Here is a 23,194-nt window from a genome sequence, read left to right on the forward strand (position 1 = left end):
CATAGACAATACAGAAATAATAACAGGAGGAATACTTAATATGAATAAGCATACGAAAAAATGGGGTTCAGCACTGCTGGCAGCAGGGATTTTAGCAGGAGTCGCAGCTGTTCCCGTTTCCTATATCCAGGCAGCATCGATTAAACAGCAGCAAGCGGCAACACAGCAACCAGGAATCACTATCCAATGGAATGGTAAAGCGTTGCCCGCTAAAGGTGTTCAAGTGAACGGGAGTACAATGATTCCGGTGGCCGCACTGCGAGACAGCTTGGGGATTCCAGTAAGCTATGATGCGAAAGCAACGACCTATACCGTAGGTAGCGGGTACAATAAACTTTACATTATGGCTTCTTCCTCGGATGCCTACGTCAACGTCAATGGAATCAATACACGTAGTATGGATGCCAAACAGATCGCTGGGAAGCTATACATTCCTATGAGTCTGTTGAAAGACTATCTAGGCATAGATGCTCAATGGAACGCAGCTCAGAAGACAGTAACGCTAAGTAAAAGTCAGCTAAACCCGATCACAATTGCGTCTCAAACACTTCCAGCTTCGAGTAATGCGAAGGTATCTTACAAAGTTAAGTATCCGCAAATCAGCGGCAGCCAGCTGAATCCTGAGGCTCAAAAGGCCATTAACCATGTGCTTAAAAAGCATGCAGAGGGTATAATGGCAGCAGGCAAAAAGATGGTGGCAGAGGGAGAGGTTACAGCAGAAAGACCGTATGATTTCGAAAATGATTTTGCAATTGCCTATAACAAGGACGGTATTCTAAGTGTGATTATGCAGGACTACTCGTATACAGGTGGCGCACACGGTATGACGGCGCGTAAAGGATATACGTTCTCGCTCGCTGATGGTAAACTACTGCAGTTGTCTGACGTATTGAAGGCAAATCCGAACTACAAAAAGTTCCTCAATGCTGATTTGAAGAAAAAAATCGATGCGCTTCAGGCTGGTGAAGGATTCGGTAAATTTAAAGAGCTGGCGGCAGATCAGAATTTTTATGTGACGAACAGTGGAGTAACAATCGTGTTTGATTTGTATGATTATGCGCCATACGCGTATGGAATTCCAGAGTTTACTTACTCGTTCGGTCAACTGCTGCCTCAAGGCGGAAAGCCTTTTGCGGGACAGATTTAATAGTAGAAATGAGTAAGTTGGACTGTCTATACTCTAAAAAACAATAAAGCAAAAAAGCTGCCTACCGGATAATAACTTCCGGTAGGCAGCTTTTTCATTTACCAGCTATCGAGAGGCAAATTTCTTCTCTTATACACCTTCTGGAGAGGAGCTAGTTAGCACTTTATCAATAATACCGTATTCTTTGGCATCATCAGCAGACATGAAGTAGTCACGGTCTGTATCTTTTTCAATACGTTCCAGTGGTTGGCCTGTGCGATCTGCGAGAATGCGGTTCAGTTTATCACGCATTTTCAGAATGCGGCGTGCGCGGATTTCGATATCCGTTGCCTGGCCTTGTGCACCACCCAGAGGTTGGTGAATCATAATTTCACTGTTTGGCAAAGCGAAACGTTTACCTTTGGCGCCTGCATTCAGCAAGAACGCGCCCATGGAAGCCGCCATACCTACACAAATCGTAGATACATCAGGTTTAATGTATTGCATCGTATCGAAAATGGCCATACCAGCTGTAATGGAACCGCCAGGACTGTTAATATACAAGTGAATATCTTTTTCAGGATCTTCGGCAGCCAAAAACAGCATTTGCGCAATTATAGAGTTGGCTACAACGTCATTGACGTCCGAGCCTAACAAAATAATGCGATCCTTTAACAGTCTGGAATAAATGTCATAGGCGCGTTCGCCGCGGTTACTTTGTTCTACTACCATAGGAACATAGCTCACGTCAAAAAACCTCCCTTAAATATCGTTAGTGGATTTGGTGGACATGCCGATTACACGTCCCTTATTTATAAACTGTTACCGTATTAACCACATGATAAACAATTTCAAACAAAAAGTCAAAGAAAGTCAAACTAATGATTTAAAAAAAGAGCCCTCAGCGCTCTTATTGGTTAAAACATTATATAGAAGCATTTAAGCGTTCATTAAAATGGCGCGCCCGCGAGGAATCGAACCTCGATCTCAGGCTCCGGAGGCCTACGTCATATCCGTTGGACCACGGGCGCATAGTTGATTCAATGCAAACAACTAACTAATTAAACAGCTAATTGGAAACAAAGATGATTATATGATATACAGCAGTGAATTGCAAGCTTTTATTAAATGCGCATATTCAGACAAATGGTTGAGAAATATAGGTTCAGATAGACTTGCATATGGAGCAAATATTGGTTAAGATATACGTGGGACTTAAAAAGTTATCCCGGGACGTTTTAAGACCAGTTAGAGATAGAGCATTAGAGACAGAACTTAGAAGTGTGCGGGAGTGGAAAGCATGCGAAAGATATTAGAAATACAGAAGCAGCTTCTGCCCGACCTCATGGATGTTTTGAAAAAAAGGTACACGATCCTGCATCAGATTATGCTGTCCGATGTTGTTGGACGCAGAACACTGGCAGCTTCACTGAACATGACCGAGCGCGTGTTACGCGCCGAAACCGATCTTCTTAAAGCTCAGGGGCTAATTGAGATTGAGAGTGTAGGCATGAAGGTGAGCAAAGCAGGACTGGATCTGCTGGAACAGCTGGAGCCGATTGCGAACAACTTGTTCGGCCTGTCCCAATTGGAGGACCAGATTCGTCAAGCCTATGGTTTGAGGAAGGTGGTTGTCGTTCCAGGGGATTCGGATGTTTCTCCGTTAACAAAGCAGGAGCTGGGGCGCGCTGGAGCAAAAGCGTTGCTAAGTGTTATGGACGACGAGGATGTGGTCGCTGTAACAGGTGGCACGACGATTGCAGACGTGGCGGAACAACTGGCATTGCCTTCTAATGGCCCCCTTAAGGGTGGGTGGTTTGTACCGGCACGCGGGGGTTTGGGAGAAAGCATGGAAATGCAGGCCAACACAATTGCTTCCACAATGGCTCGCAAGGTCGGCGCTCAATACCGTCTGCTCCATGTACCGGATTTGCTCAGCAATCATGCTTACAACTCCTTGCTTGAAGATACGAACATTCAGGATATATTGAGCCTGATTCGCGAGAGTCGTATCATCATTCACGGGATAGGCAACGCCATAGCGATGGCACATAGACGTAAACTTGATCCCGAAACCTTTGCCCAGATCAGCAGTGAAGGGGCGGTAGCCGAATCGTTTGGTTATTATTTTAACGAAGATGGCGTCGTTGTTCACAGAATGCTGACGCTTGGACTCCGATTGGAGGACATTAGGCGTACCGATACGGTTCTAGGTGTAGCTGGAGGCAAGAACAAGGCGGCCGCTATTCATGCGGTACTGCGTTTCGGGCAAGAAGACATTCTAGTCACCGACGAAGGCGCTGCTGTTGAGATTGTAAGTCGTTATTTAAATGATTAATATAGGATTTATGAATCGTGTTGTCTTGACAGGCTTTCGGGTCTGTCTTGAATATATAAAACTAAACTAAACGAACTTTGGGAGGAACTCACTCATGACAGTTAAAGTTGGTATTAATGGTTTCGGACGTATTGGACGCCTTGCTTTCCGTCGGATTCAAAACGTGGAAGGTATTGAAGTAGTAGCAATCAATGACTTGACAGATTCCAAAATGTTGGCACATTTGTTGAAATATGATACAACACAAGGTAATTTCCAAGGACAAGTAGAAGTACATGATGGCTTCTTCAAAGTAAACGGTAAAGAAGTTAAAGTTTTGGCTAACCGCAACCCTGAAGAACTGCCTTGGGGAGACCTGGGTGTAGACATCGTTCTGGAATGCACAGGTTTCTTCACAACTAAAGAAGCTGCTGAGAAACATTTGAAAGGCGGCGCTAAAAAAGTTGTTATCTCCGCTCCAGCTACTGGCGACATGAAAACTGTCGTTTACAACGTAAACCATGAAATTCTGGATGGAACTGAAACTGTAATCTCTGGTGCTTCTTGCACAACGAACTGCCTGGCTCCTATGGCTAAAACACTGCAAGATAAATTTGGTATCGTTGAAGGTTTGATGACTACAATTCATGCTTACACTGGCGACCAAAACACTTTGGATGCTCCACATGCTAAAGGTGACTTCCGTCGTGCTCGTGCAGCAGCTGAAAACATCATTCCTAACACAACTGGTGCTGCTAAAGCAATCGGTTTGGTTATCCCTGAGTTGAAAGGTAAATTGGATGGCGCGGCTCAACGTGTTCCAGTACCTACAGGTTCCCTGACTGAGTTGGTAACAGTTCTGGAGAAAAACGTAACTGCTGAAGAAATCAACGCAGCGATGAAAGAAGCTTCCGATCCTGAAACTTATGGATACACTGAAGATCAAATCGTTTCTTCCGACATTAAAGGCCTCACTTTCGGTTCTTTGTTTGATGCAACTCAAACTAAAGTTCTGACTGTCGGCGACAAACAACTGGTGAAAACTGTAGCTTGGTATGACAACGAAATGTCCTACACTGCACAATTGATCCGCACGTTGGAATACTTCGCTAAACTGGCTAAATAATAAGAACTTTCTTATTAGCAACATCATAGAGCGGAAACAGGTTATTGTTTCCGCTCTTTATATATCAAAATGTGCCTTAAATTCCTGTTTCGTAAAATTATAAGGGTGCGGAGGAATATGGAGATGAACAAAAAGAGCGTACGTGATATAGAACTGAATGGAAAACGGGTGTTTGTTCGTGTAGATTTTAACGTTCCGGTTGAAGACGGTAAAATTACAGATGACAAGCGTATTCGTGAAACCTTGCCAACCATTAACTACCTGATTGAAAAAGGTGCAAAAGTTATTTTGGCGAGTCACTTTGGACGTCCAAAAGGTCAGGTTGTTGAATCCATGCGTCTGACTCCTGTTGGCGTACGTTTGTCTGAACTGCTGAAAAAGCCAGTAGTTAAAGTGGACGAAGCGGTAGGCGAAGCTGTTAAAGCGAAAGTGGCTGAACTGCAAAACGGCGACGTGCTGTTGCTTGAAAATGTACGTTTCTATGCAGGAGAAGAAAAGAATGATCCTGAGTTGGCGAAGCAATTTGCTGAATTGGCTGACGTTTTCGTGAATGACGCATTCGGCGCAGCACACCGTGCTCATGCTTCCACTGAAGGTATCGCTCATATTCTTCCGGCTGTTTCCGGCCTGCTGATGGAAAAAGAATTGTCTGTTATTGGTAAAGCTCTGTCGAATCCAGATCGTCCTTTTACAGCCATTATCGGCGGTTCCAAAGTAAAAGACAAAATCGACGTGATCGACAACCTGCTGAACATTGCAGATAACGTAATCATTGGTGGCGGTTTGACTTATACATTCTTCAAAGCTCAAGGTTATGAAGTGGGTCAATCTTTGCTGGATGAATCCAAACTGGACGTAGCTCTTGGATTTATCGAAAAAGCGAAGAAACTCGGCAAAAACTTCTATCTTCCGGTGGATATTGTTGTGTCTGACGATTTCAGCGCTACGGCGAACACAGATATTGTGGATATCGACGGCATTCCTGCAGCTTGGGAAGGCGTGGACATTGGACCGAAAACACGTAAAATCTATGCAGATGTGATCAAAAACTCCAAACTGGTTGTATGGAACGGACCAATGGGCGTATTTGAAATCGAACCTTTCGCTGGTGGTACTCGTGAAGTAGCGGAAGCTTGCGCAACAACAGAAGCATACACCATCATTGGTGGCGGTGATTCTGCGGCTGCGGCTGAAAAATTCCACTTGGCTGACAAGATGGACCATATTTCCACTGGCGGCGGCGCATCTCTGGAATTTATGGAAGGCAAAGCACTTCCGGGTGTTGTTGCACTGAACGATAAATAATCAAACGCACTATGCGTGAATAAAGCTTTAGGGCACCTAATAGTTAGGAGTTGAAACCATTGAGAACACCGATTATCGCGGGTAACTGGAAGATGTTTAAAACCGTACCAGAAGCTAAAACTTTCATCGAAGAGATCAAAGGTAAAGCAGAGGTTGCAGGAGTGGAAAGCGTGATTTGCGCACCATTTACGAATCTTCCTGCTCTGGTTGAAGCAGTAAAAGGCACGTCTATTAAAATTGGCGCACAAAACCTGCACTTTGCAGAAGATGGTGCATTTACAGGTGAAATTAGCGGCGGAATGCTGAAAGATCTGGGCGTAGACTACGTTGTGATCGGACACTCCGAACGTCGTGAATATTTTAATGAAACAGACGAAACGGTGAACAAAAAGGTTCATGCGGCATTCCGTCATGACCTGACTCCAATCGTATGTGTAGGCGAAAAGCTGGAAGATCGTGAAGCTGGACAAACCAAAGAAGTTGTAAAAGTGCAAACTGTAGCAGCTTTTGCTGGTTTGGCTAAGGATCAGGCTGCACAAGTAGTTGTTGCTTATGAGCCAATCTGGGCCATCGGAACAGGCAAATCCTCCACTTCGCAGGATGCGAATGAAGTGATTTCCTATATCCGCAGTCTGATTAAAGAGCTGTATGATGAAAATACAGCAAATGCTGTACGTATTCAGTATGGTGGTAGTGTAAAACCTGAAAATGTTACTGAGTACCTGGGTCAAAGCGATATCGACGGCGCGCTCGTGGGCGGTGCCAGTCTTCAACCGGCGTCGTACATCGCGCTTGTTGAGGGGGCGAAGTAAGATGACAGCACCAAAACCGGTAGCTTTAATTATTATGGACGGGTTCGGACTGCGTGACACCGTGGAAGGCAATGCGGTTGCACAGGCCAACAAACCGAATTACGACCGGTATTTACAACAGTATCCTCATACAACGCTGACGGCTTCTGGCGAAGCAGTAGGTTTGCCGGAAGGACAAATGGGTAACTCTGAAGTGGGTCACTTGAACATCGGCGCAGGCCGTATCGTATATCAAGACCTGACTCGTATTTCGAAGTCCATCCGTGAAGGTGAATTCTACGACAATGAAACACTGGTTAAAGCAGTGCAACATGCCAAGAAGAACAACACGAAACTTCACCTGTACGGACTTCTGTCCGACGGCGGCGTGCATAGCCATATCAGCCATCTGTTCGCTATGCTGGACTTGGCGAAAAAAGAAGGCCTAACAGAAGTGTACATTCATGCTTTCATGGATGGACGCGACGTTATGCCAGACAGCGGCGTAGGCTTCATGCAGCAGCTGATCGCTAAAATTCAAGAAGTGGGCGTAGGTAAAATTGCGACTGTACAAGGACGCTATTACGCTATGGACCGCGACAAACGTTGGGAACGTGTAGAGAAATCTTACCGTGCAATCGTATACGGAGAAGGACCTCAATACACAGATCCAATGGAAGCATTGAAAGAATCGTATGAAAAATCAGTGTTCGACGAATTTGTGGAGCCAACTGTTATTGTGAAGGCTGACGGAAGTCCTGTAGGGCTGGTCGAAAGCAATGACTCTGTTATCTTCCTCAACTTCCGTCCTGACCGTGCGATTCAACTGTCTCAGGTATTTACAAACGCGGACTTCCGTGGTTTTGACCGTGGCCCGAAATGGCCTAAAGATTTGCACTTTGTTTGCCTGACGTTGTTCAGCGAAACGGTTGAGGGCTTTGTAGCTTACGAACCGAAAAACCTGGATAACACGTTTGGTGAAGTGTTGGTTCAAAACAACAAGAAGCAATTGCGTATTGCTGAGACTGAAAAATATCCGCACGTTACTTTCTTTTTCAGTGGCGGACGTGATGTGGAGCTTCCTGGCGAAACTCGTATTTTGATCAACTCGCCTAAAGTGGCTACATATGATTTGCAGCCGGAAATGAGTGCGTATGAAGTAGCGGATGCTGCTGTTAAGGAAATCGAAGCCGACAAGCATGATGCGATTATCCTGAACTTTGCCAATCCGGATATGGTTGGACACTCCGGTATGCTGGAGCCAACGATTAAGGCGGTAGAGACGACGGATGAATGTGTTGGACGTGTTGTAGATGCGGTTAAAGCCAAAGGTGGCGTGGTTATTATCATTGCCGACCATGGTAATGCGGATATGGAAATTGATGAGCAGGGACGTCCGTTCACAGCTCACACAACGAATCCGGTTCCGTTCATTTTGACTGACGAGAATATCGTTTTGCGTGAGCATGGAATACTGGCTGACGTAGCTCCAACGCTTCTGGATTTGATGCAACTTCCGCAACCTGCGGAAATGACAGGAAAATCTATGATTGCATCCCGCAAGTAAGCTTGATTTAATAAGTATAGGCTTGACCAATAAATCATGATTCACAAAGGAGATTAAGTACAAATGACTATTATTTCTGACGTGTACGCTCGCGAAGTCCTCGACTCCCGTGGTAACCCTACGGTTGAAGTTGAAGTATATCTGGAATCCGGTGCTATCGGTAGTGCTATCGTTCCTTCCGGTGCCTCCACAGGCGCTCACGAAGCTGTAGAACTTCGTGATAACGACAAATCCCGTTACCTGGGTAAAGGCGTTCTGCAAGCTGTTAAAAACGTGAACGAAATTATTGCTCCTGAAGTAATCGGCTTGGATGCTGTGAACCAAGTAGAAATCGACACGCTGATGATCAAATTGGATGGTACACATAACAAAGGTAAATTGGGTGCAAACGCAATTCTGGCAGTATCCATGGCTGTAGCTCGCGCTGCTGCTGAAGCTCTGGGCTTGCCACTGTACACTTACCTGGGCGGATTCAATGCTAAACAATTGCCAGTACCAATGATGAACATCGTTAACGGTGGCGCTCATGCCGACAATAACGTTGACGTACAAGAGTTCATGGTTCTGCCTGTAGGCGCTCCTACATTCAAAGAAGCTCTGCGTGTAGGCGCAGAAATCTTCCACAACCTGAAATCCGTACTGAACTCCAAAGGTTTGAACACAGCTGTTGGTGATGAAGGTGGTTTTGCTCCTAACTTCAAATCTAACGAAGAAGCTCTGTCCACTATTATCGAAGCGATCGAAAAAGCTGGTTACAAACCAGGTGTTGACGTATTCCTCGGTATGGACGTTGCTTCCACTGAGTTCTTCAAAGATGGAAAATATACTTTGGAAGGCGAAGGCAAATCCTTCACTTCTGCTGAGTTCGTTGACCTGCTTGCTTCTTGGGTTGATAAATACCCAATCATCACTATTGAAGATGGTTGCTCCGAAGATGACTGGGAAGGTTGGAAATTGCTCACTGAAAAATTGGGCAACAAAATCCAATTGGTTGGTGACGACCTGTTCGTAACAAACACAGAGCGTCTGGCTAAAGGTATCGATGAAAACATCGGTAACTCCATCCTGATCAAAGTAAACCAAATCGGTACGCTGACTGAAACATTCGATGCTATCGAATTGGCTAAACGTGCAGGATACACAGCTGTTATTTCTCACCGTTCCGGTGAATCCGAAGACAGCACAATCGCTGATATCGCTGTTGCAACAAATGCAGGCCAAATTAAAACAGGTGCTCCTTCCCGTACTGACCGTATTGCGAAGTACAACCAATTGCTCCGCATTGAGGATCAACTGGGTGAACTGGCTCAATACCACGGCCTGAAATCTTTCTACAACCTGAAAAAATAATATTGCGCAAAAATGCTGATGGCGTCTCTTGACTCATGGTTTATGATCATGAAGTCTGAACGCTCAAAGCTTTTACGCATGAATAAAACAGGCCTACTCGCCACCGCGAGCAGGTCTGTTTTTTGTTATTATGGATGTGTATGAGAATTTATAACTTTGCAAAGGCTTAATGGCTGAGTGACTTGCTATAGCTGTTGTTATCTACTGGAAGCTGTGGTAGAATAAAAATAGTGTTTTGCGTTAATTTCCGGCTATTTATAACATGATATGTACATGTTTTCATAAAAGAGGCTGTGTTGTTTTGCAAAACAGATGTATAAGCTCAGGAGGTGGGATTTTTCATGGAAATCTTTTTGAAAGTGCTGCTCGTTGTGTTCTCGATTGCTGTTATTGCGGTTGTTTTACTGCAAAAGGGGAAAAGTGCAGGTTTGTCCGGTGCCATCTCTGGCGGTGCTGAGCATCTGTTCGGCAAGACAAAAGCTCGCGGTATGGATTTGATTTTACAACGCGCAACTGCTGTTTTGGGTGCGGGTTTCATGATCGTTTCTGTTTTAGTTGCATTTTTTGCAAAATAAGATAAATATGTACCTTAAGCCTTCGTTTCGCGGGAAACGGGGGCTTTTTTTAGATTTTGGACAGGCAGGGATGCCGTCGATTAAATTCGTGTATACTAGGGTATGAGTATATTAAGAGCCTTGTATCAGGAACAAGGAACAAGGACATGCGGATTTTATTACTGAAAATTAAAGGTCACCCGAGGTGGACAATATTATGATAACAGAGCAACAACTACTCGATTTTATGCGCGAGACCGCATACAAACCCATGACTTACCAGGAGCTGGAGCAGCACTTTGATATTAAGGATGCGGAAGATTTCCGTGAATTTCTTAAGCTTTTGAATGCCTTGGAGGAAGAGGGGAAAATTCTGCTGACCCGCACAAACCGTTATGGTGTGCCGGAACGAATGGATTTGCAGCGTGGGCGTTTGCAGGCTCATGCCAAGGGATTTGCTTTTTTGATTCCAGAGGACCGGGAGCACCCGGATGTATATATTCATGCTAACGACTTAAAGAGTGCGATGAATGGAGATACGGTACTGGTAAGAGTGACGTCGAAGGGACCTGCGGGTGGCCGATTAGAAGGCGAAGTTGTGCGGATCGTGAAGCGCGCAGTGCTTCAAGTAGTAGGCGTGTTTCAGAGCCACGAAGCATACGGTTTTGTTTTGCCGGATGATAAGCGCATTAACCGGGATATTTTCATTCCAAAGGATAGCTTCAACGGAGCTGTGAACGGGCAAAAGGTCGTTGTGCGCATTGTGAGCTATCCAGAAGGACGAGCTGCGGCAGAAGGCGAAGTGTTGGAGGTTTTGGGTCATAAGGATGATCCAGGCGTTGACATTTTGTCCGTTATTCGCAAGCATCAGCTTCCGGAAGCTTTTCCAGATGAAGTGACAGAGGAAGCCGAGAATGCTCCCGACGCGATTACGGAAGAAGAGATTGTACGTCAGGGGCGGCGCGATCTGCGTGATAAGATCATTGTTACCATTGATGGTGAGGATGCCAAAGACCTGGATGATGCTGTCAATGTAGAGCGCTTGCCGAACGGAAATTACCGTCTGGGCGTTCATATTGCCGACGTAGGGTATTATGTGCGTGAGAACTCCAAGCTGGATCAGGAGGCATATAACCGCGGTTGTAGCGTGTATTTGGTTGACCGTGTCATTCCTATGCTTCCACATCGACTTTCAAACGGAATATGTTCTTTGAATCCACAGGTGGATCGACTGACTTTATCCTGTGAGATGGAATTCAATGAGCATATGAAGGTTGTAAAGCATGATATTTTCACCAGTGTGATTAAAACGAAGGAACGGATGACGTACGCTAACGTTCGCAAAATCCTCGAAGAGGAAGATGCTGAACTGATGGAACGGTACAAGGATCTGGTTGATGTATTCGGCACGATGAAGGAATTGGCATTGAAGCTGCGTGCTAATCGAATGCGCCGAGGTGCAGTTGATTTTGATTTTGATGAAGCCAAAGTGATTGTTGATGATGAAGGTAAAGCTGTCGATATTGTGAAGAGGGATCGTACGATAGCTGAACAAATTATTGAAGAGTTTATGTTGGCGGCCAATGAAACGGTAGCTGAACATTTCCATTGGCTCAAAGTACCTTTCTTGTACCGGATTCATGAGGACCCAGATCCAGAGAAGCTGCAAAACTTTATGGCTTTCGCAGCTAATTTTGGGCATCAGATCAAAGGTAGAGGGAATTCCATTCATCCGCGTGCACTGCAAACGTTGCTGGAAGACATTCAGGGTACGAAGGAGCAAACCGTGCTTAGCACGATGATGCTGCGTTCGATGAAGCAGGCAAAGTATGATGCGGAGTCGACAGGTCATTTTGGACTAGCAGCGGAATATTACTCTCATTTTACATCGCCGATTCGTCGTTACCCTGACTTGGTGATTCACCGTGTCATTCGTGAGGTATTGGAGAACGGCGGGGCTTTAACAGCCGAACGTCAGGAATATTTGACTGCACGTATGCCTGATATTGCGCAGCAATCTTCCGAGCGTGAACGCGTGGCTGTGGATGCAGAGCGTGATACAGAGCAGATGAAAAAGGCTGAGTACATGCTGGATAAGGTCGGCGAGGAATTCGAGGGAATCATCAGCAGTGTAACCAGCTTCGGAATGTTCATTGAGCTCGACAATACAGTGGAGGGTCTGACGCGTCTGAGTGCGCTTACGGACGACTATTATCATTTTGACGAGCAGCATATGGCGTTGATCGGCGAACGCACCTCCAAGGTGTTCCGCATTGGAGATGAGGTTAAGGTTCGGGTCGCGCGTGTAAATATGGAAGATTACACAATTGACTTTGAACTTGTCGATATGAAGCAACGGCAACGCCGTGAACGGACTGGCGGTACAGGACAGGGCGGAGGCTTTGCGCGTGGCGAGAGCCTTGGTAAAGGCAAAGGCCGCGAAGGGCGTGACCGCAAGGGCGGCAAGGACAAGACTGGTAAAGAGCGCAAAGGCAGTCGTGATGTTACCGGGAAGCCAAAAGAAGCTGGCGCTGGTAACGGAGGGATTAGCACCGCAGGCCGTTCAGGGCGCGGCGGTGGGAACGGGGCAGGAGCTGGTTCAGCTAGCAGCTTCGGCTTTGGCAGTGGCAAGGGCGGGTATAACTCGCCAGCATCCGGGGCAAGCAAGCGACGGAAGAAGACGTCTGCCAGCGGTATTTTCATCGGCGGAGCAGCTACACCAGGAAGTGATGCCAGACCAAACGGTGAAGGAGCAGCACGACGCAAACGGAAGAATAAGGGCGGAAGTGGCGGCAATAGCACCGCGGGCTTTGTGCGGAAAAAGAAGAAGTAGGAAGTTATAACTTGCTTGCTAGAAGGCAGGAGTCTTCTTTCGTGGCAGGGTATGAAGCTAATCATGCGACTTAGGTATAAAGGCGGTTTCTGTCTACAGTAACGGATAGAAGCCGCCTTGTTTTAAGTGTGATGTTAGTGTTAGTTAGAAATGTAGAAGGCTTGACCTTTCTTGCTTTTACCATCTGAAATTTGTTACAATATATTTCTAGGTGGCTCTATGTAGCCGGATTTTGATGCCTGGATTTCAAGAGTAAATTACGTTATTCATAAGGAGTGGTATTCATGGGTAAGAAGGCAGACGGGAAAGTGCTCGCCCAGAACAAAAAAGCTTCCCATGACTATTTTATTGAGGACACCTACGAGGCGGGCATGGTATTAACGGGAACGGAAATTAAGTCTCTGCGAAATGGTCGTTCCAATATAAGTGATGCATTTGCTACGATCCGTAATGGCGAAATTCATATTCACAATATGCATATCAGTCCCTTTGAGCAAGGTAATCGTAATAATCCTACCGATCCGACGCGTACGCGTAAGCTGCTGTTGCATAAAGAGCAGATTCGCAAGCTTATCGGTCTGTCCAAACAGGAAGGTTACACGATTGTTCCGTTAAAGATTTATGTTCGCAATGGTTATGCCAAGCTTTTGCTCGGACTGGGTAGAGGTAAAAAGCAGTATGATAAACGTGATGCTGCCGCTAAACGCGATGCACAACGTGATATCCAACGTGCTTTACGTGAGAAGCAGAAAATTGCGAGATAAGTTATTGTATTATTAGTTATGGTACAAATTACGTGGAAAAGTTACTTGTTCCTCTAATGGTGCTATTTTATAAGGCTTAAATGGCTTCATTTCGTTTCGTAATGACCTGTAATATGGTATACTAACGAAGTAGTCAGTTTTAAAGCTTTTAACTTTGTTCGAGTGTTGAATCTTAGGATTCAGCTTTTGATATTATGCATGCTTATGCTCCGGTATTTCCGGATTTATCCGTGGAGCCCTTTTATAATAAGGGGGCGTTTATGGATTCGACGGGGATAGTTCGAGCATGGGTAGCGGGTAGTGGGGACGCGTCCGCTTCATCAACGCTAAAGCCTATTAAACGGCAAACAACAAAACAACTACGCTTTCGCAGCCTAAGAAACTGTGTGCGTGCTTCTACTCTGCATCGCCCATGTGACAGGGATAGGGGCTAACAAATAGTGGGATACGCTGTCTCATCTCCGCCTGCGGTGAGCTGAAGAAGATAATCAGGCTGACCCAACGTATAGCCGGTTACGGGGCGATACTCGGGTGACATCAAAACTGTGACTACACCCGTAGAAGCTTATGTGTCGTTATCTTCGGACAGGGGTTCGACTCCCCTCGCCTCCATTTAAAAAACCCGCTCATTGAGCGGGTTTTTGCTTTTTATTGAGTTAAAATTAGGCGAATTGTAGACATAAAATTATTAAGGGCCAAATTGTACTAGGACTTGTAGACATTATGTCTATAAACCTGTATTGTAATAAATTTATACTTTGGATGGGATGGTGATCGGCGATTTCGTATTGACATGGGCGCATGAGATGTAGAAGAAATGAAAAAGTAGGAAACCATAGCCCCAGTCAGCTGAACGTTCCTCTGTCGAGTGTCCAGCCTAACATTTGTTTTAGGAGAAATGGAGTAACCGTAGCAGAATTACACAAGACACGCTTTTACTCTTCTAAAGGATATATGGGTATCTGGCAAAAGGAAAGCGAGATAGATGCGTGTTCATCTGCTCTGGAATGAGAGCAACGAGGGCGCGTTTTTCTTTTTCCGTGAAGGTTAACGTTGACATGGTATCGCTCCATTTCTAAATGGGAATAGCGATGGTACTGACTTTGGCGTTTTATGACGCATTCGTGGGTACCATTGCTTTGTGGTGAGATTATACCGTGGAATCTGGAAGATAATTATTAAAAATATAGTACAAAAGTGCTTATTATGAAATTTATTATTAAAATTTTTAATTTAAATATTAAATTTATTCCTTATTGTACCGATAAAGTATATTGAAAGGAGGTGTGAGATATGAATTCTACTGTTAATTCTGTATTACATAAGGCATTCCCAAATGACGGAAATGTTGTGGGCAAATCCACTGCAACCGGTGCAGCAAGAGGAGCTGTAACTGGAGGTATTGCTGGCGCAGCCGCTGGTGGTGTAGGAGCTGTTCCTGGAGCTATTTTAGGAGGAACAATTGGTGCCGCTGGTGGAGCAATAACGGGCGGTATACGTTATGGTATCGGTGTAGCTATTTGGGGTAAAGGTAACTAATTAAAGATGAATCAAAAAACCAATACTGGCTTACTTGAGTATTGGTTTTTTGATTTACAGTATAGAAAGGCAGGTGGCTGAATATGAATATAGAATCTATTACAGTCTGTGAAGATACGACCTCAGATTTTAAACCAATTAATATAACGAATACCTTTTATCCTGAGCAGAGCGGGTCCGTTCAGGTATTAGTTCAGCTATCCGAAATTCATACGACAACAGATGTAAATTTCCATTGGTATATTTCTGATGAGCCAGAGGTTCCTCTTGCTACTTATACATTCACCTTAGAGAGAAAAAGTAAAAAGACTAGATATGCAGTGGGGGCGTTGGATTTAAGAGCACTACTACAATTAAAAAAATTTAACATTTTTCAAAAATGGTTTACTATTATTGAGGTAGAAGATAGTAAGCGTCGGGCGGATTTTTCCTTAAAAAAAATGGGTTATGGTCCTAGTACTCTAAGTAACAATTTTGTCAACGTACCTAGAATTAATCTGAAAGGGTGAAGAGGACTAGTGTCCATTTTATTGCCAGTAATCTATATAATAATTGATTTAGTTATAGGATATTTATTTGCGACAGTATTTATCTGGATTTCCAATAAAGTGAATAAGACAGGGAAAATGAGCAGCTCCTTTAAAATGAAAGCAACTATTGCTATCGTTTGGACTATTCTGGGTGTGTTGATAAAATTAATTTATAAAAATTAAATACTCGCCGACTTTCAATAATGTGGAGTTTTTTTTGATTGGAAAAAAGCGACAGTACCGGCTCTGGCATAGAATGACACATTCGTCGATACTGTCGCTTTTTGATTGGAAAAAATTCATTTACAGGGTAAAAGGATCATCCTCTTTTGCACTCTGCATGAACAGAAGGCGTTGCTCTGGTGTAAGGAAAGGGTCTTCTAGCGCGATGTAATAAGGATCGGCTAACCCATTCACCCAACGCAAGGCATCTGCAATTTCTCCGCCATGAAATACAGGGCTGTCTGACAGTGCTTCGTCCTCTTCAATTATGTCTACGGCTTCTCCATCTTTGCCCATCATTACACACAAATTAGTACCGTCCACGCACCTGTTTGTTCCACTCTGATCGGTTGTTCTGATGGTCACACGCACAAAAAGGCCTATTCAGGATGAGCACACATGCTCTTCCAAACAGACGGGTAGAAATTGTGTTTGATTGTGGTCGTACAACCATCTTACGGAATGTTCAGGTGTTTTCTATTTCTTCGGCGTCATTTTCATGGTTTTTCAAGTGCTATGTTTTGTATAGAGCCTATTTTTAAGCCATTTTATTTTATAACTTCTCCTTTCCTAAAAAATCAACTTATAGTGACATAAAACGACAAATTTCTCGTTGAGCCAATGGTATTATTACTAAGGTCTTGTTATGTCGAGTGATATGGATCAATAGAACCACATTTTATTGCTTACTAATCGTAGCTGTAGTTGAAATTAAAGATGTTCGTGACAGGGAGTGTTTTTTATGGCTTATTCAGATTGGAAAGAAATTAAGGTTGATGTCTCAGACATTTTACTTGATTATGATAACCCTAGGGTTTTTATAGATTTGCCTACGCAAGAAAATCTACTGAGGTTTTTAATTGATCAAGATGGTGTGATTGAATTAGCAAATCAAATTAATCTAAATAGGGGATTACCATTAGCAGAAAAGCCAGTAGTGATTTTGGAAAATGGGAAATATGTTGTGTTAGAGGGTAATAGAAGAATTTCAGCATGTAAATTATTACTAAACCCCTTGTTACTGACTGAAAAGGAAGTGATTAAACTTCCGAAGGTTGATACTGAGATGGAATATTACCTTAGAAATTTCCCAGTAGTATTAGCTCCAGATAGAGATTCAACAGAAGCATTTATTACAATACGACACTCAGGGGATAGAAGTGTAAAAAGATGGTCAACTATAGCAGCAACTAAGAGATTTGTTAATAGATTTAGAAAAGGAGAGTCAATTAATCATATAGCTCGTGTGCTTGATGAAAAAGCAACAGATGTAAGAAGTGGTATCAGGTTTTTTCTGTTCCTTGAATTTGTTAGGGACGAAATAAAATGGACTGAAGATGAAAAACAAAAGTTAGCAATTTACAAGATGGAAACAACAAAACTGGATAGATTCTTACCATTTTCAAGGAAAGCCAAAGAAGTTTTAAAGATTGATTTTGAACCTGACCATACAATTAAAACCGATTTACCTATAGAAAAATTTAAAGCTGCTTTGAAGATAATAATTAGTCGTGTTTTTTTGAAGAATGAAATTGATACTCGCACGAAAATGGAAGTTGTTTTTAATTCGGAAATTTTAGAAATATGCAAAGTGTTAGAAACAGACGAGAGTAATCCTGTTGATAAAGAAAGAGGTTCAGTAGGAGGAACAGGAGAAGCCAATGCCGGAGGCTCAGGAAGGGGTTCAGCAGGAGGAACAGGAGAAGCCAATGTCGGAGGCTCAGGAAGAGATTCAGCAGGAGGAACAGGAGAAGCCAATGTCGGAGGCTCAGGAAGAGGTTCAGTAGGAGGAACAGGAGAAGCAAATGCTGGAGATCCAGGAAGAGGTTCAGCAGGTGAAACGGGGGAGGAACAAGCCGGGGGAGAAGAAGACGAATTCTTAAACGAAACAGAAGAAGGATCAGGTGGGAAAACCACGGGAGGAAAATCTGCCACTGATATAGAAAAGTATGTTAATCTTACTGGGGCCTACCCTTTTGTTAATAAGTATCAAACGAATAAAAGAATTAATACTTTACTAAAAGAACTTAGAGGTAGTAAATATAGAGATAATCGTATGGGCTCTATGTATCTGATACGATCTCTACTGGAAACTTATACTCATGAATATATTGATCATTTTGTCAAAGATGAGAACAGGGAGTATAGGTTAAAGAACGTTGCTAGAGAAAGAACAAAACGTAAACAAAAATTGCGAGAGCTTTTGTACAATAATATTAAGAATCATTTAAAAGAGTTCTACCCTCAATATGAAGAGGAAATTGAACTTTTAGAGGTAACGTTCACTGATAATAATAATACAGCAGCGACTAGAATTATCAATTTCTACATTCACTCTCAAACTCAGGTTCCTGATTATCATGAGTTACTTGATGCTTGGAAGAAGGTTTCGACGATTCTAAAATGTTTGGATGAAGTTTTGCATCTGAGAATGTCTTAAATATAAGACTATGCAACAAAAGGAGGGATCTCAATTGCCAATCACACTATCTCCACTTCGATATCCAGGAGGGAAGACTCAATTATATAAATTTGTAAAAAATGTAATTGAACAGAACGATATTAGCCGACCAATTTATGTTGAACCTTTTGCTGGTGGTGCAGGGTTAGCAATTGAGTTGCTATTAAAAGGCGATGTGGACTCAATTATTATTAATGACTTTGATAAAGCAATATACAGTTTTTGGTCATGTGTTCTTTACGATACAGATAACTTAATAAATCTAATTGAGAGTACTCCTATTAATCTAATTGAATGGGAAAAGCAAAAGGGGATTTACAACAGTAGAGATGACTATAGTACACTTGAACTTGGATTTGCGACTTTCTTTCTAAATCGGACAAATCATTCTGGGATAATTAAGGGAGGCCCTATTAGTAGAGATGATCAGGCGAAATACAAATTAGATTGTCGATTTAACAAGATTGATTTAATAAATAAAATTAGACGAATTGCTTCAGTTAAAGAAAAAGTTAATCTGTATAATCATGACGCAGTCTATTTTATTAATCGTATATTACCAAATTTCCCTGACAATAGACTTTTCATTTTTTTTGATCCTCCCTATTATAAACAGGGAAAGAATCTTTACACTAACTTTTATGGTCATGATGATCATAAAGAGCTCTGTTATGCAATTAAAGGAATCACTCAAAGTAATTGGATTACTACTTATGACTTTAATGAGAATATTGCTGAACTATACGAAGATCTACCTACAAAAGTATACCAGCTCCAGTACTCAGCACATAGAAAGAGAATAGAGAAGGAGTTTCTTTTTCATAATTTTAATACAGTTGTTAATTCATTTGATAAGGTTCAATTTGTTGAATAATATATAAATACATCTGATCCCACTATCGTTTTGTAATACTTTTAAAGTATGGTTTGAGTAGCATTGCCTGGATAATAGTAATGTTTATATGTGCTTGACGTTGCCCTGGTAAAGCATGGTTTGATGCGAAGATGAGGAAGTACTGGTTTTCCTTGGCCTTTATTCATGGACAAGGTATACTTACTTTAATATTATTCATTTCCCCCGACCATTGCTTTACAGGCCTCCCGAAGTAACGGGCAGTGCGATTCCGTAGTTAAAAAGCCTGATACAGGGGAGGTGCATATAGCAAAACACATTACAAATTGGTTTGAAGGCTTTAATATTGGATTTCCGTTTTTTATGATTAGGTTTAAAAAGCCTTCCAAAAGTGCTACGGGTTCGGGGGAAATGAATAATTCTAAATAGGAACTCGCCAACTCGGCAGTTCCTATTTTGCTTTAATGAGCATGAATCGACTTGTGTACCTCGCAATCAATTTTTAGGATTAATTGTCTATTATTTGGTCGCGTCGAATGCGAGTACTAGACTTTACAACATTTTAAATGCTAAGGTGTCTCTAACTGTTCCGGTTGCTTTTTCTTTCACCTTTAAAAGCAACCCAAGGATTGATCTTCTTTTAGAAAAAGTATTGACACGGATAGAAAAGTATTATATCTTTATATCAAGATAAATAAATTAAAGATAAAAGTGATTATAAAATTTTGAATAGGGAGGTATATACATGATCACCATTTTAGAAAGAATTAATCAGCTTGCAAAAAAAGCAAAAGAAGTTGGGTTGACTGAAGTCGAAAAAACGGAACAAACCGATCTTCGCAAAGAATACCTTCAAATCTTTCGGGGCTCTGTACAAAGCATTCTCTTGAATGCTACGATCTATGATCCGAATGGAGATGATGTTACTCCTGAAAAACTTAGAAAAGAACAGGCTCGAGTCACTAAGCAATAGATTTAATTTTATTTAATATCTCTAATTTAATAATCTTAAAATAATATAATATGGAGAGTGATTCTTATGTTGGCAAGTGGATTGTTATTGATACGTTTGGTGGTTGGATTGTTATTGGTGGGGCATGGAGCGCAAAAGCTTTTTGGGTGGTTTGGCGGCTATGGTCCAAAGGGTACGGGCGGTTGGATGGAATCGATTGGCATTAAGCCCGGAGTATTCATGGCAGTGGCTGCTGGGTTGATGGAATTGTTGGGAGGAGCTCTATTTGCTGTAGGATTGCTCACTCCACTGGCTGCATTGTTGATTACGGCGACTATGCTCGGAGCAATTTTCAAAGTACATGGCCAAAACGGGATCTGGGCAACAGCTAATGGCTATGAATATCCGCTAGTTCTTATTGCAGTCGTAATCGGTATTGCGTTGACAGGAGCAGGTTCATATTCCATTGATGCAATACTTAGATAAAACATGATGTTTAGGTCATTTCAACAACAAAAATAAAGGTTCCTACGATTAAAGGAGGGTTTCATATGTCACTTCAAACTACAGGTATCCATCATATTACTGCTTTTGCCGGTAATCCGCAGGAAAATGTCGACTTCTATGCCGGAGTCCTGGGACTTCGGTTAGTGAAGAAAACGATCAACTTCGATGCTCCTGAGGTTTACCACTTGTACTTCGGCAACGATGCAGGGAGTCCTGGAACGATCATTACCTTTTTTCCTGCACCAGGAACTCCCAAAGGGCGAATCGGAGGTGGTCAGGTGGGCATAACCTCGTATGTGGTACCCCCAGGTTCACTTGATTTTTGGCAGCATCGTTTGCAAAGCTTTGATATTCAAGTTACGAAAACGAGCCGTTTTTCTGAACAATATCTTCAATTTGAGGATAATGAGGGCTTATGTCTTGAGCTTGTTGAACGTGAAGAGGGAGCGAATAGTACTTGGTCTTACGGTGGCATTTCAGCCGATAAAGCAATTAAGGGGTTTGGAGGTGCCGTGCTATTTAGTGTCAATCCACAGAGAACGATGGATGCATTGGAGAGCATACTCGGATTTACGAAAATCGCTGAAGACGCCGAATATGCGCGTTATCAGTCCGTAGGAGAAATCGGCAACATCGTGGATGTACCACTCGCCAAAATGGATCTAGGCTTTGGTGGAGCAGGCACGGTACATCACATTGCATGGCGTGCAAAAGACTTCGAACAACATGAAGAATGGAGAAGCGCAGTCCAGCATTATGGCTATCAGCCGACCACAATCATAGACCGCCAATATTTTAATGCTATATATTTCAGAGAAGCGGGCGGCATATTATTTGAAATTGCTACAGATCCACCGGGATTTGCTAACGATGAACCTGCTGAATCTATGGGGCAGAAATTAATGCTGCCAGAGTGGTATGAACCGCAGCGGGCTCAAATCGAGGCCAATCTGCATCCTATTAAAGTGAGAACATTAACGGAAAAACAACAGTAAACAAAACGGCTACTGTTTCGCCCCCAGAGGAAACAGGATTAAACCCACTTTGACAAAATTGGTCATAGTGGGTTTTCATTTTTTCGAGTGCTCCAGATGAACCTCCCCCCAATCATACATACTGCGCAATATGGGGACGAAATTTGCTCCGTGAGCTGTTAGCGAGTATTCAACACGGGGAGGGATTTCTTTGAATACTTCCCGATGCACAAACCCGTCTTCTTCTAATTCTCTTAGCTGCTTGGTTAACATCGCTTGTGTGATATCAGGAAAGGCGCGTTTAATTTCACCGTATCTTCTGGTACCACGAGACAGAAACCATAAAATCACTATTTTCCATTTGCCTCCAATGATTTTCTGAACCTTTGTTAACGGGCAATCTGTAAAATGATTCATATTTTCACTCATTTATTCCATCTCCTCCTCGTTTGTATCCCAGAAAACCTTATGAAATCAATTAGTATGATTTTTGATAGTATCTACTATAAATATGCCTACTTGTTGTTTCGATACCTTCGGCTTAACATTACATTAGCATAAAGCTTTGACAAGCCATATGAAAATATTCTGGGGGCGAAGAAGATGAACATTAATATTCTATACGGTCACCCTTATCCTAAGAGCTTTAACAAAGCGATTTTGGAGCAGGTGATCGCTCATCTAAACGTACGAGGGGCGAATGTTAAGGTAAAAGACTTAATCCAAATGTCATTTAATCCGACGGTAGGCTTAAAGGATTTAGAGGCTAAGGTCACTAACGTATTGCCAGAGGAGATAGTAAAAGAACAGGAGGATTTATTGTGGGCAGATGCCTTGATTATTATTTCACCGGTATGGTGGGGCGGATTTCCCGCTGTTATTAAAGGATATATAGATAGAGTGTTCGCAACAGGACTCATACGCTCTTCTGATGGTGTATATGGGCTTGAGGGCAAGAGAGCCTACTCGATTTTTACAACAGGATCGTCAGAAGACTATATTCGTATATCACGTCAGAAAGATATGCTCTACGCGGCGAACGATAATTTGTTTGGGTTCGCTAAGTTTTCGGATGCCGAGATTAAGCTTCTTTACTCGGTGCCACGTGTAACCTTGGAGGAACGAAAAGCAATGCTGTTGGATGTCAATCGATTTGTCGATCGTATTTTTGATATGAGACCGGGAGAGGGAGGCAGTACGAGGGATAGCCTTTCTCTTCAAGCTTTGGAGCATGATTTGGCTAGCCATTAGATTATGTAAACTGAAGGATGTTTCTTTGTAGAAGCTTATGTATCGTTATCAGCGGACAAGGCCTCGACTCCTCCATAAAGCTGCTTGCCAAGTTGGGCTCGCACCTTTATGGAGGAGTTTTTTATCCTGTAAGGAGGATGCAATACACGAGATTTTGTAAGCCGTAGATGAG

The 23,194-nt window shown here is 42.9% G+C and carries 21 protein-coding genes, 1 tRNA gene and 1 other RNA gene; 19 read left to right on the forward strand and 4 right to left on the reverse strand.

Annotated elements, in window-relative coordinates; translation table 11 throughout:
• Nucleotides 1-40: 40 nt before the first annotated feature.
• Nucleotides 41-1,147 (forward strand): DUF4163 domain-containing protein, encoded by a 1,107-nt coding sequence (locus MKY35_RS00935; RefSeq protein WP_342445325.1) that lies wholly within the window; start codon nucleotides 41-43, stop codon nucleotides 1,145-1,147.
• Nucleotides 1,148-1,276: 129 nt separating this feature from the next.
• On the opposite strand, the gene clpP is transcribed toward MKY35_RS00935, so the two are convergent.
• Complete coding sequence (gene clpP, locus MKY35_RS00940; protein ID WP_013368815.1) at nucleotides 1,277-1,873, reverse strand: ATP-dependent Clp endopeptidase proteolytic subunit ClpP; 597 nt, start codon at nucleotides 1,871-1,873, stop codon at nucleotides 1,277-1,279.
• A 209-nt stretch (nucleotides 1,874-2,082) separates the two neighbouring features.
• Nucleotides 2,083-2,157, reverse strand: a tRNA-Arg gene (locus tag MKY35_RS00945).
• Between the two features lie 269 nt (nucleotides 2,158-2,426).
• Here MKY35_RS00945 and MKY35_RS00950 point away from each other — a divergent pair.
• From MKY35_RS00950 to MKY35_RS01005, 12 genes are all read left to right on the forward strand, one after another.
• Nucleotides 2,427-3,464, forward strand: a complete 1,038-nt coding sequence (locus MKY35_RS00950; RefSeq protein ID WP_029518990.1) for a sugar-binding domain-containing protein — start codon at nucleotides 2,427-2,429, stop codon at nucleotides 3,462-3,464.
• 94 nt (nucleotides 3,465-3,558) lie between these two features.
• Nucleotides 3,559-4,569, forward strand: coding sequence for a type I glyceraldehyde-3-phosphate dehydrogenase (gap, locus tag MKY35_RS00955; RefSeq protein ID WP_023986488.1), 1,011 nt, complete (start codon nucleotides 3,559-3,561; stop codon nucleotides 4,567-4,569).
• Nucleotides 4,570-4,692: 123 nt separating this feature from the next.
• Entirely contained in the window at nucleotides 4,693-5,874 is a 1,182-nt protein-coding gene (locus MKY35_RS00960; RefSeq protein WP_029518988.1) for a phosphoglycerate kinase, read from the forward strand.
• A 59-nt stretch (nucleotides 5,875-5,933) separates the two neighbouring features.
• Nucleotides 5,934-6,686 carry a triose-phosphate isomerase gene (gene tpiA / locus MKY35_RS00965; protein ID WP_023986490.1) on the forward strand — a complete coding sequence of 251 codons (753 nt, stop codon included), beginning with the start codon at nucleotides 5,934-5,936 and terminating at the stop codon, nucleotides 6,684-6,686.
• A 1-nt stretch (nucleotide 6,687) separates the two neighbouring features.
• A complete protein-coding gene (gpmI, locus tag MKY35_RS00970; RefSeq protein WP_013308265.1) occupies nucleotides 6,688-8,232 on the forward strand; it encodes a 2,3-bisphosphoglycerate-independent phosphoglycerate mutase in 1,545 nt (514 codons plus the stop codon).
• Nucleotides 8,233-8,295: 63 nt separating this feature from the next.
• Entirely contained in the window at nucleotides 8,296-9,582 is a 1,287-nt protein-coding gene (eno, locus tag MKY35_RS00975) for a phosphopyruvate hydratase (protein WP_013308266.1), read from the forward strand.
• A 341-nt stretch (nucleotides 9,583-9,923) separates the two neighbouring features.
• The gene (gene secG, locus MKY35_RS00980; protein WP_013308268.1) at nucleotides 9,924-10,157 is read left to right on the forward strand and encodes a preprotein translocase subunit SecG; all 234 of its coding nucleotides are present in this window, start codon (nucleotides 9,924-9,926) and stop codon (nucleotides 10,155-10,157) included.
• A 196-nt stretch (nucleotides 10,158-10,353) separates the two neighbouring features.
• Complete coding sequence (gene rnr, locus MKY35_RS00985) at nucleotides 10,354-12,969, forward strand: ribonuclease R (protein WP_342445326.1); 2,616 nt, start codon at nucleotides 10,354-10,356, stop codon at nucleotides 12,967-12,969.
• 284 nt (nucleotides 12,970-13,253) lie between these two features.
• On the forward strand, nucleotides 13,254-13,733 hold the full coding sequence (smpB, locus tag MKY35_RS00990; RefSeq protein ID WP_013308270.1) for an SsrA-binding protein SmpB: 480 nt from the start codon (nucleotides 13,254-13,256) through the stop codon (nucleotides 13,731-13,733).
• Nucleotides 13,734-13,983: 250 nt separating this feature from the next.
• Nucleotides 13,984-14,348: a transfer-messenger RNA gene (gene ssrA, locus MKY35_RS00995) on the forward strand.
• Nucleotides 14,349-15,026: 678 nt separating this feature from the next.
• A complete protein-coding gene (locus MKY35_RS01000) occupies nucleotides 15,027-15,272 on the forward strand; it encodes a hypothetical protein (RefSeq protein WP_342445327.1) in 246 nt (81 codons plus the stop codon).
• Nucleotides 15,273-15,355: 83 nt separating this feature from the next.
• The gene (locus tag MKY35_RS01005) at nucleotides 15,356-15,781 is read left to right on the forward strand and encodes a hypothetical protein (RefSeq protein WP_342445328.1); all 426 of its coding nucleotides are present in this window, start codon (nucleotides 15,356-15,358) and stop codon (nucleotides 15,779-15,781) included.
• Between the two features lie 324 nt (nucleotides 15,782-16,105).
• Here the strand turns inward: MKY35_RS01005 and MKY35_RS01010 are convergent, their stop codons facing one another.
• The gene (locus tag MKY35_RS01010; protein WP_342445329.1) at nucleotides 16,106-16,324 is read right to left on the reverse strand and encodes a hypothetical protein; all 219 of its coding nucleotides are present in this window, start codon (nucleotides 16,322-16,324) and stop codon (nucleotides 16,106-16,108) included.
• Between the two features lie 442 nt (nucleotides 16,325-16,766).
• On the opposite strand from MKY35_RS01010, the gene MKY35_RS01015 reads away from it, so the two are divergent.
• From MKY35_RS01015 to MKY35_RS01035, 5 genes are all read left to right on the forward strand, one after another.
• Complete coding sequence (locus MKY35_RS01015) at nucleotides 16,767-18,464, forward strand: hypothetical protein (protein WP_342445330.1); 1,698 nt, start codon at nucleotides 16,767-16,769, stop codon at nucleotides 18,462-18,464.
• Nucleotides 18,465-18,498: 34 nt separating this feature from the next.
• A complete protein-coding gene (locus MKY35_RS01020; RefSeq protein ID WP_342445331.1) occupies nucleotides 18,499-19,359 on the forward strand; it encodes a DNA adenine methylase in 861 nt (286 codons plus the stop codon).
• Nucleotides 19,360-20,083: 724 nt separating this feature from the next.
• The gene (locus MKY35_RS01025) at nucleotides 20,084-20,311 is read left to right on the forward strand and encodes a DUF896 domain-containing protein (RefSeq protein ID WP_342445332.1); all 228 of its coding nucleotides are present in this window, start codon (nucleotides 20,084-20,086) and stop codon (nucleotides 20,309-20,311) included.
• Nucleotides 20,312-20,377: 66 nt separating this feature from the next.
• Entirely contained in the window at nucleotides 20,378-20,776 is a 399-nt protein-coding gene (locus MKY35_RS01030; RefSeq protein WP_029516933.1) for a DoxX family protein, read from the forward strand.
• Nucleotides 20,777-20,841: 65 nt separating this feature from the next.
• Nucleotides 20,842-21,792: a ring-cleaving dioxygenase gene (locus MKY35_RS01035; RefSeq protein WP_342445333.1), complete on the forward strand. Its 951-nt coding sequence runs from the start codon at nucleotides 20,842-20,844 to the stop codon at nucleotides 21,790-21,792.
• Between the two features lie 75 nt (nucleotides 21,793-21,867).
• On the opposite strand, the gene MKY35_RS01040 is transcribed toward MKY35_RS01035, so the two are convergent.
• Complete coding sequence (locus tag MKY35_RS01040; protein WP_342445334.1) at nucleotides 21,868-22,200, reverse strand: helix-turn-helix domain-containing protein; 333 nt, start codon at nucleotides 22,198-22,200, stop codon at nucleotides 21,868-21,870.
• Nucleotides 22,201-22,374: 174 nt separating this feature from the next.
• On the opposite strand from MKY35_RS01040, the gene MKY35_RS01045 reads away from it, so the two are divergent.
• Complete coding sequence (locus MKY35_RS01045) at nucleotides 22,375-23,022, forward strand: NAD(P)H-dependent oxidoreductase (RefSeq protein WP_342445335.1); 648 nt, start codon at nucleotides 22,375-22,377, stop codon at nucleotides 23,020-23,022.
• Nucleotides 23,023-23,194 lie beyond the last annotated feature (172 nt).

The organism is Paenibacillus sp. FSL L8-0638, assembly GCF_038593075.1.
Classification (GTDB): Bacteria; Bacillota; Bacilli; order Paenibacillales; family Paenibacillaceae; genus Paenibacillus; species Paenibacillus polymyxa_D.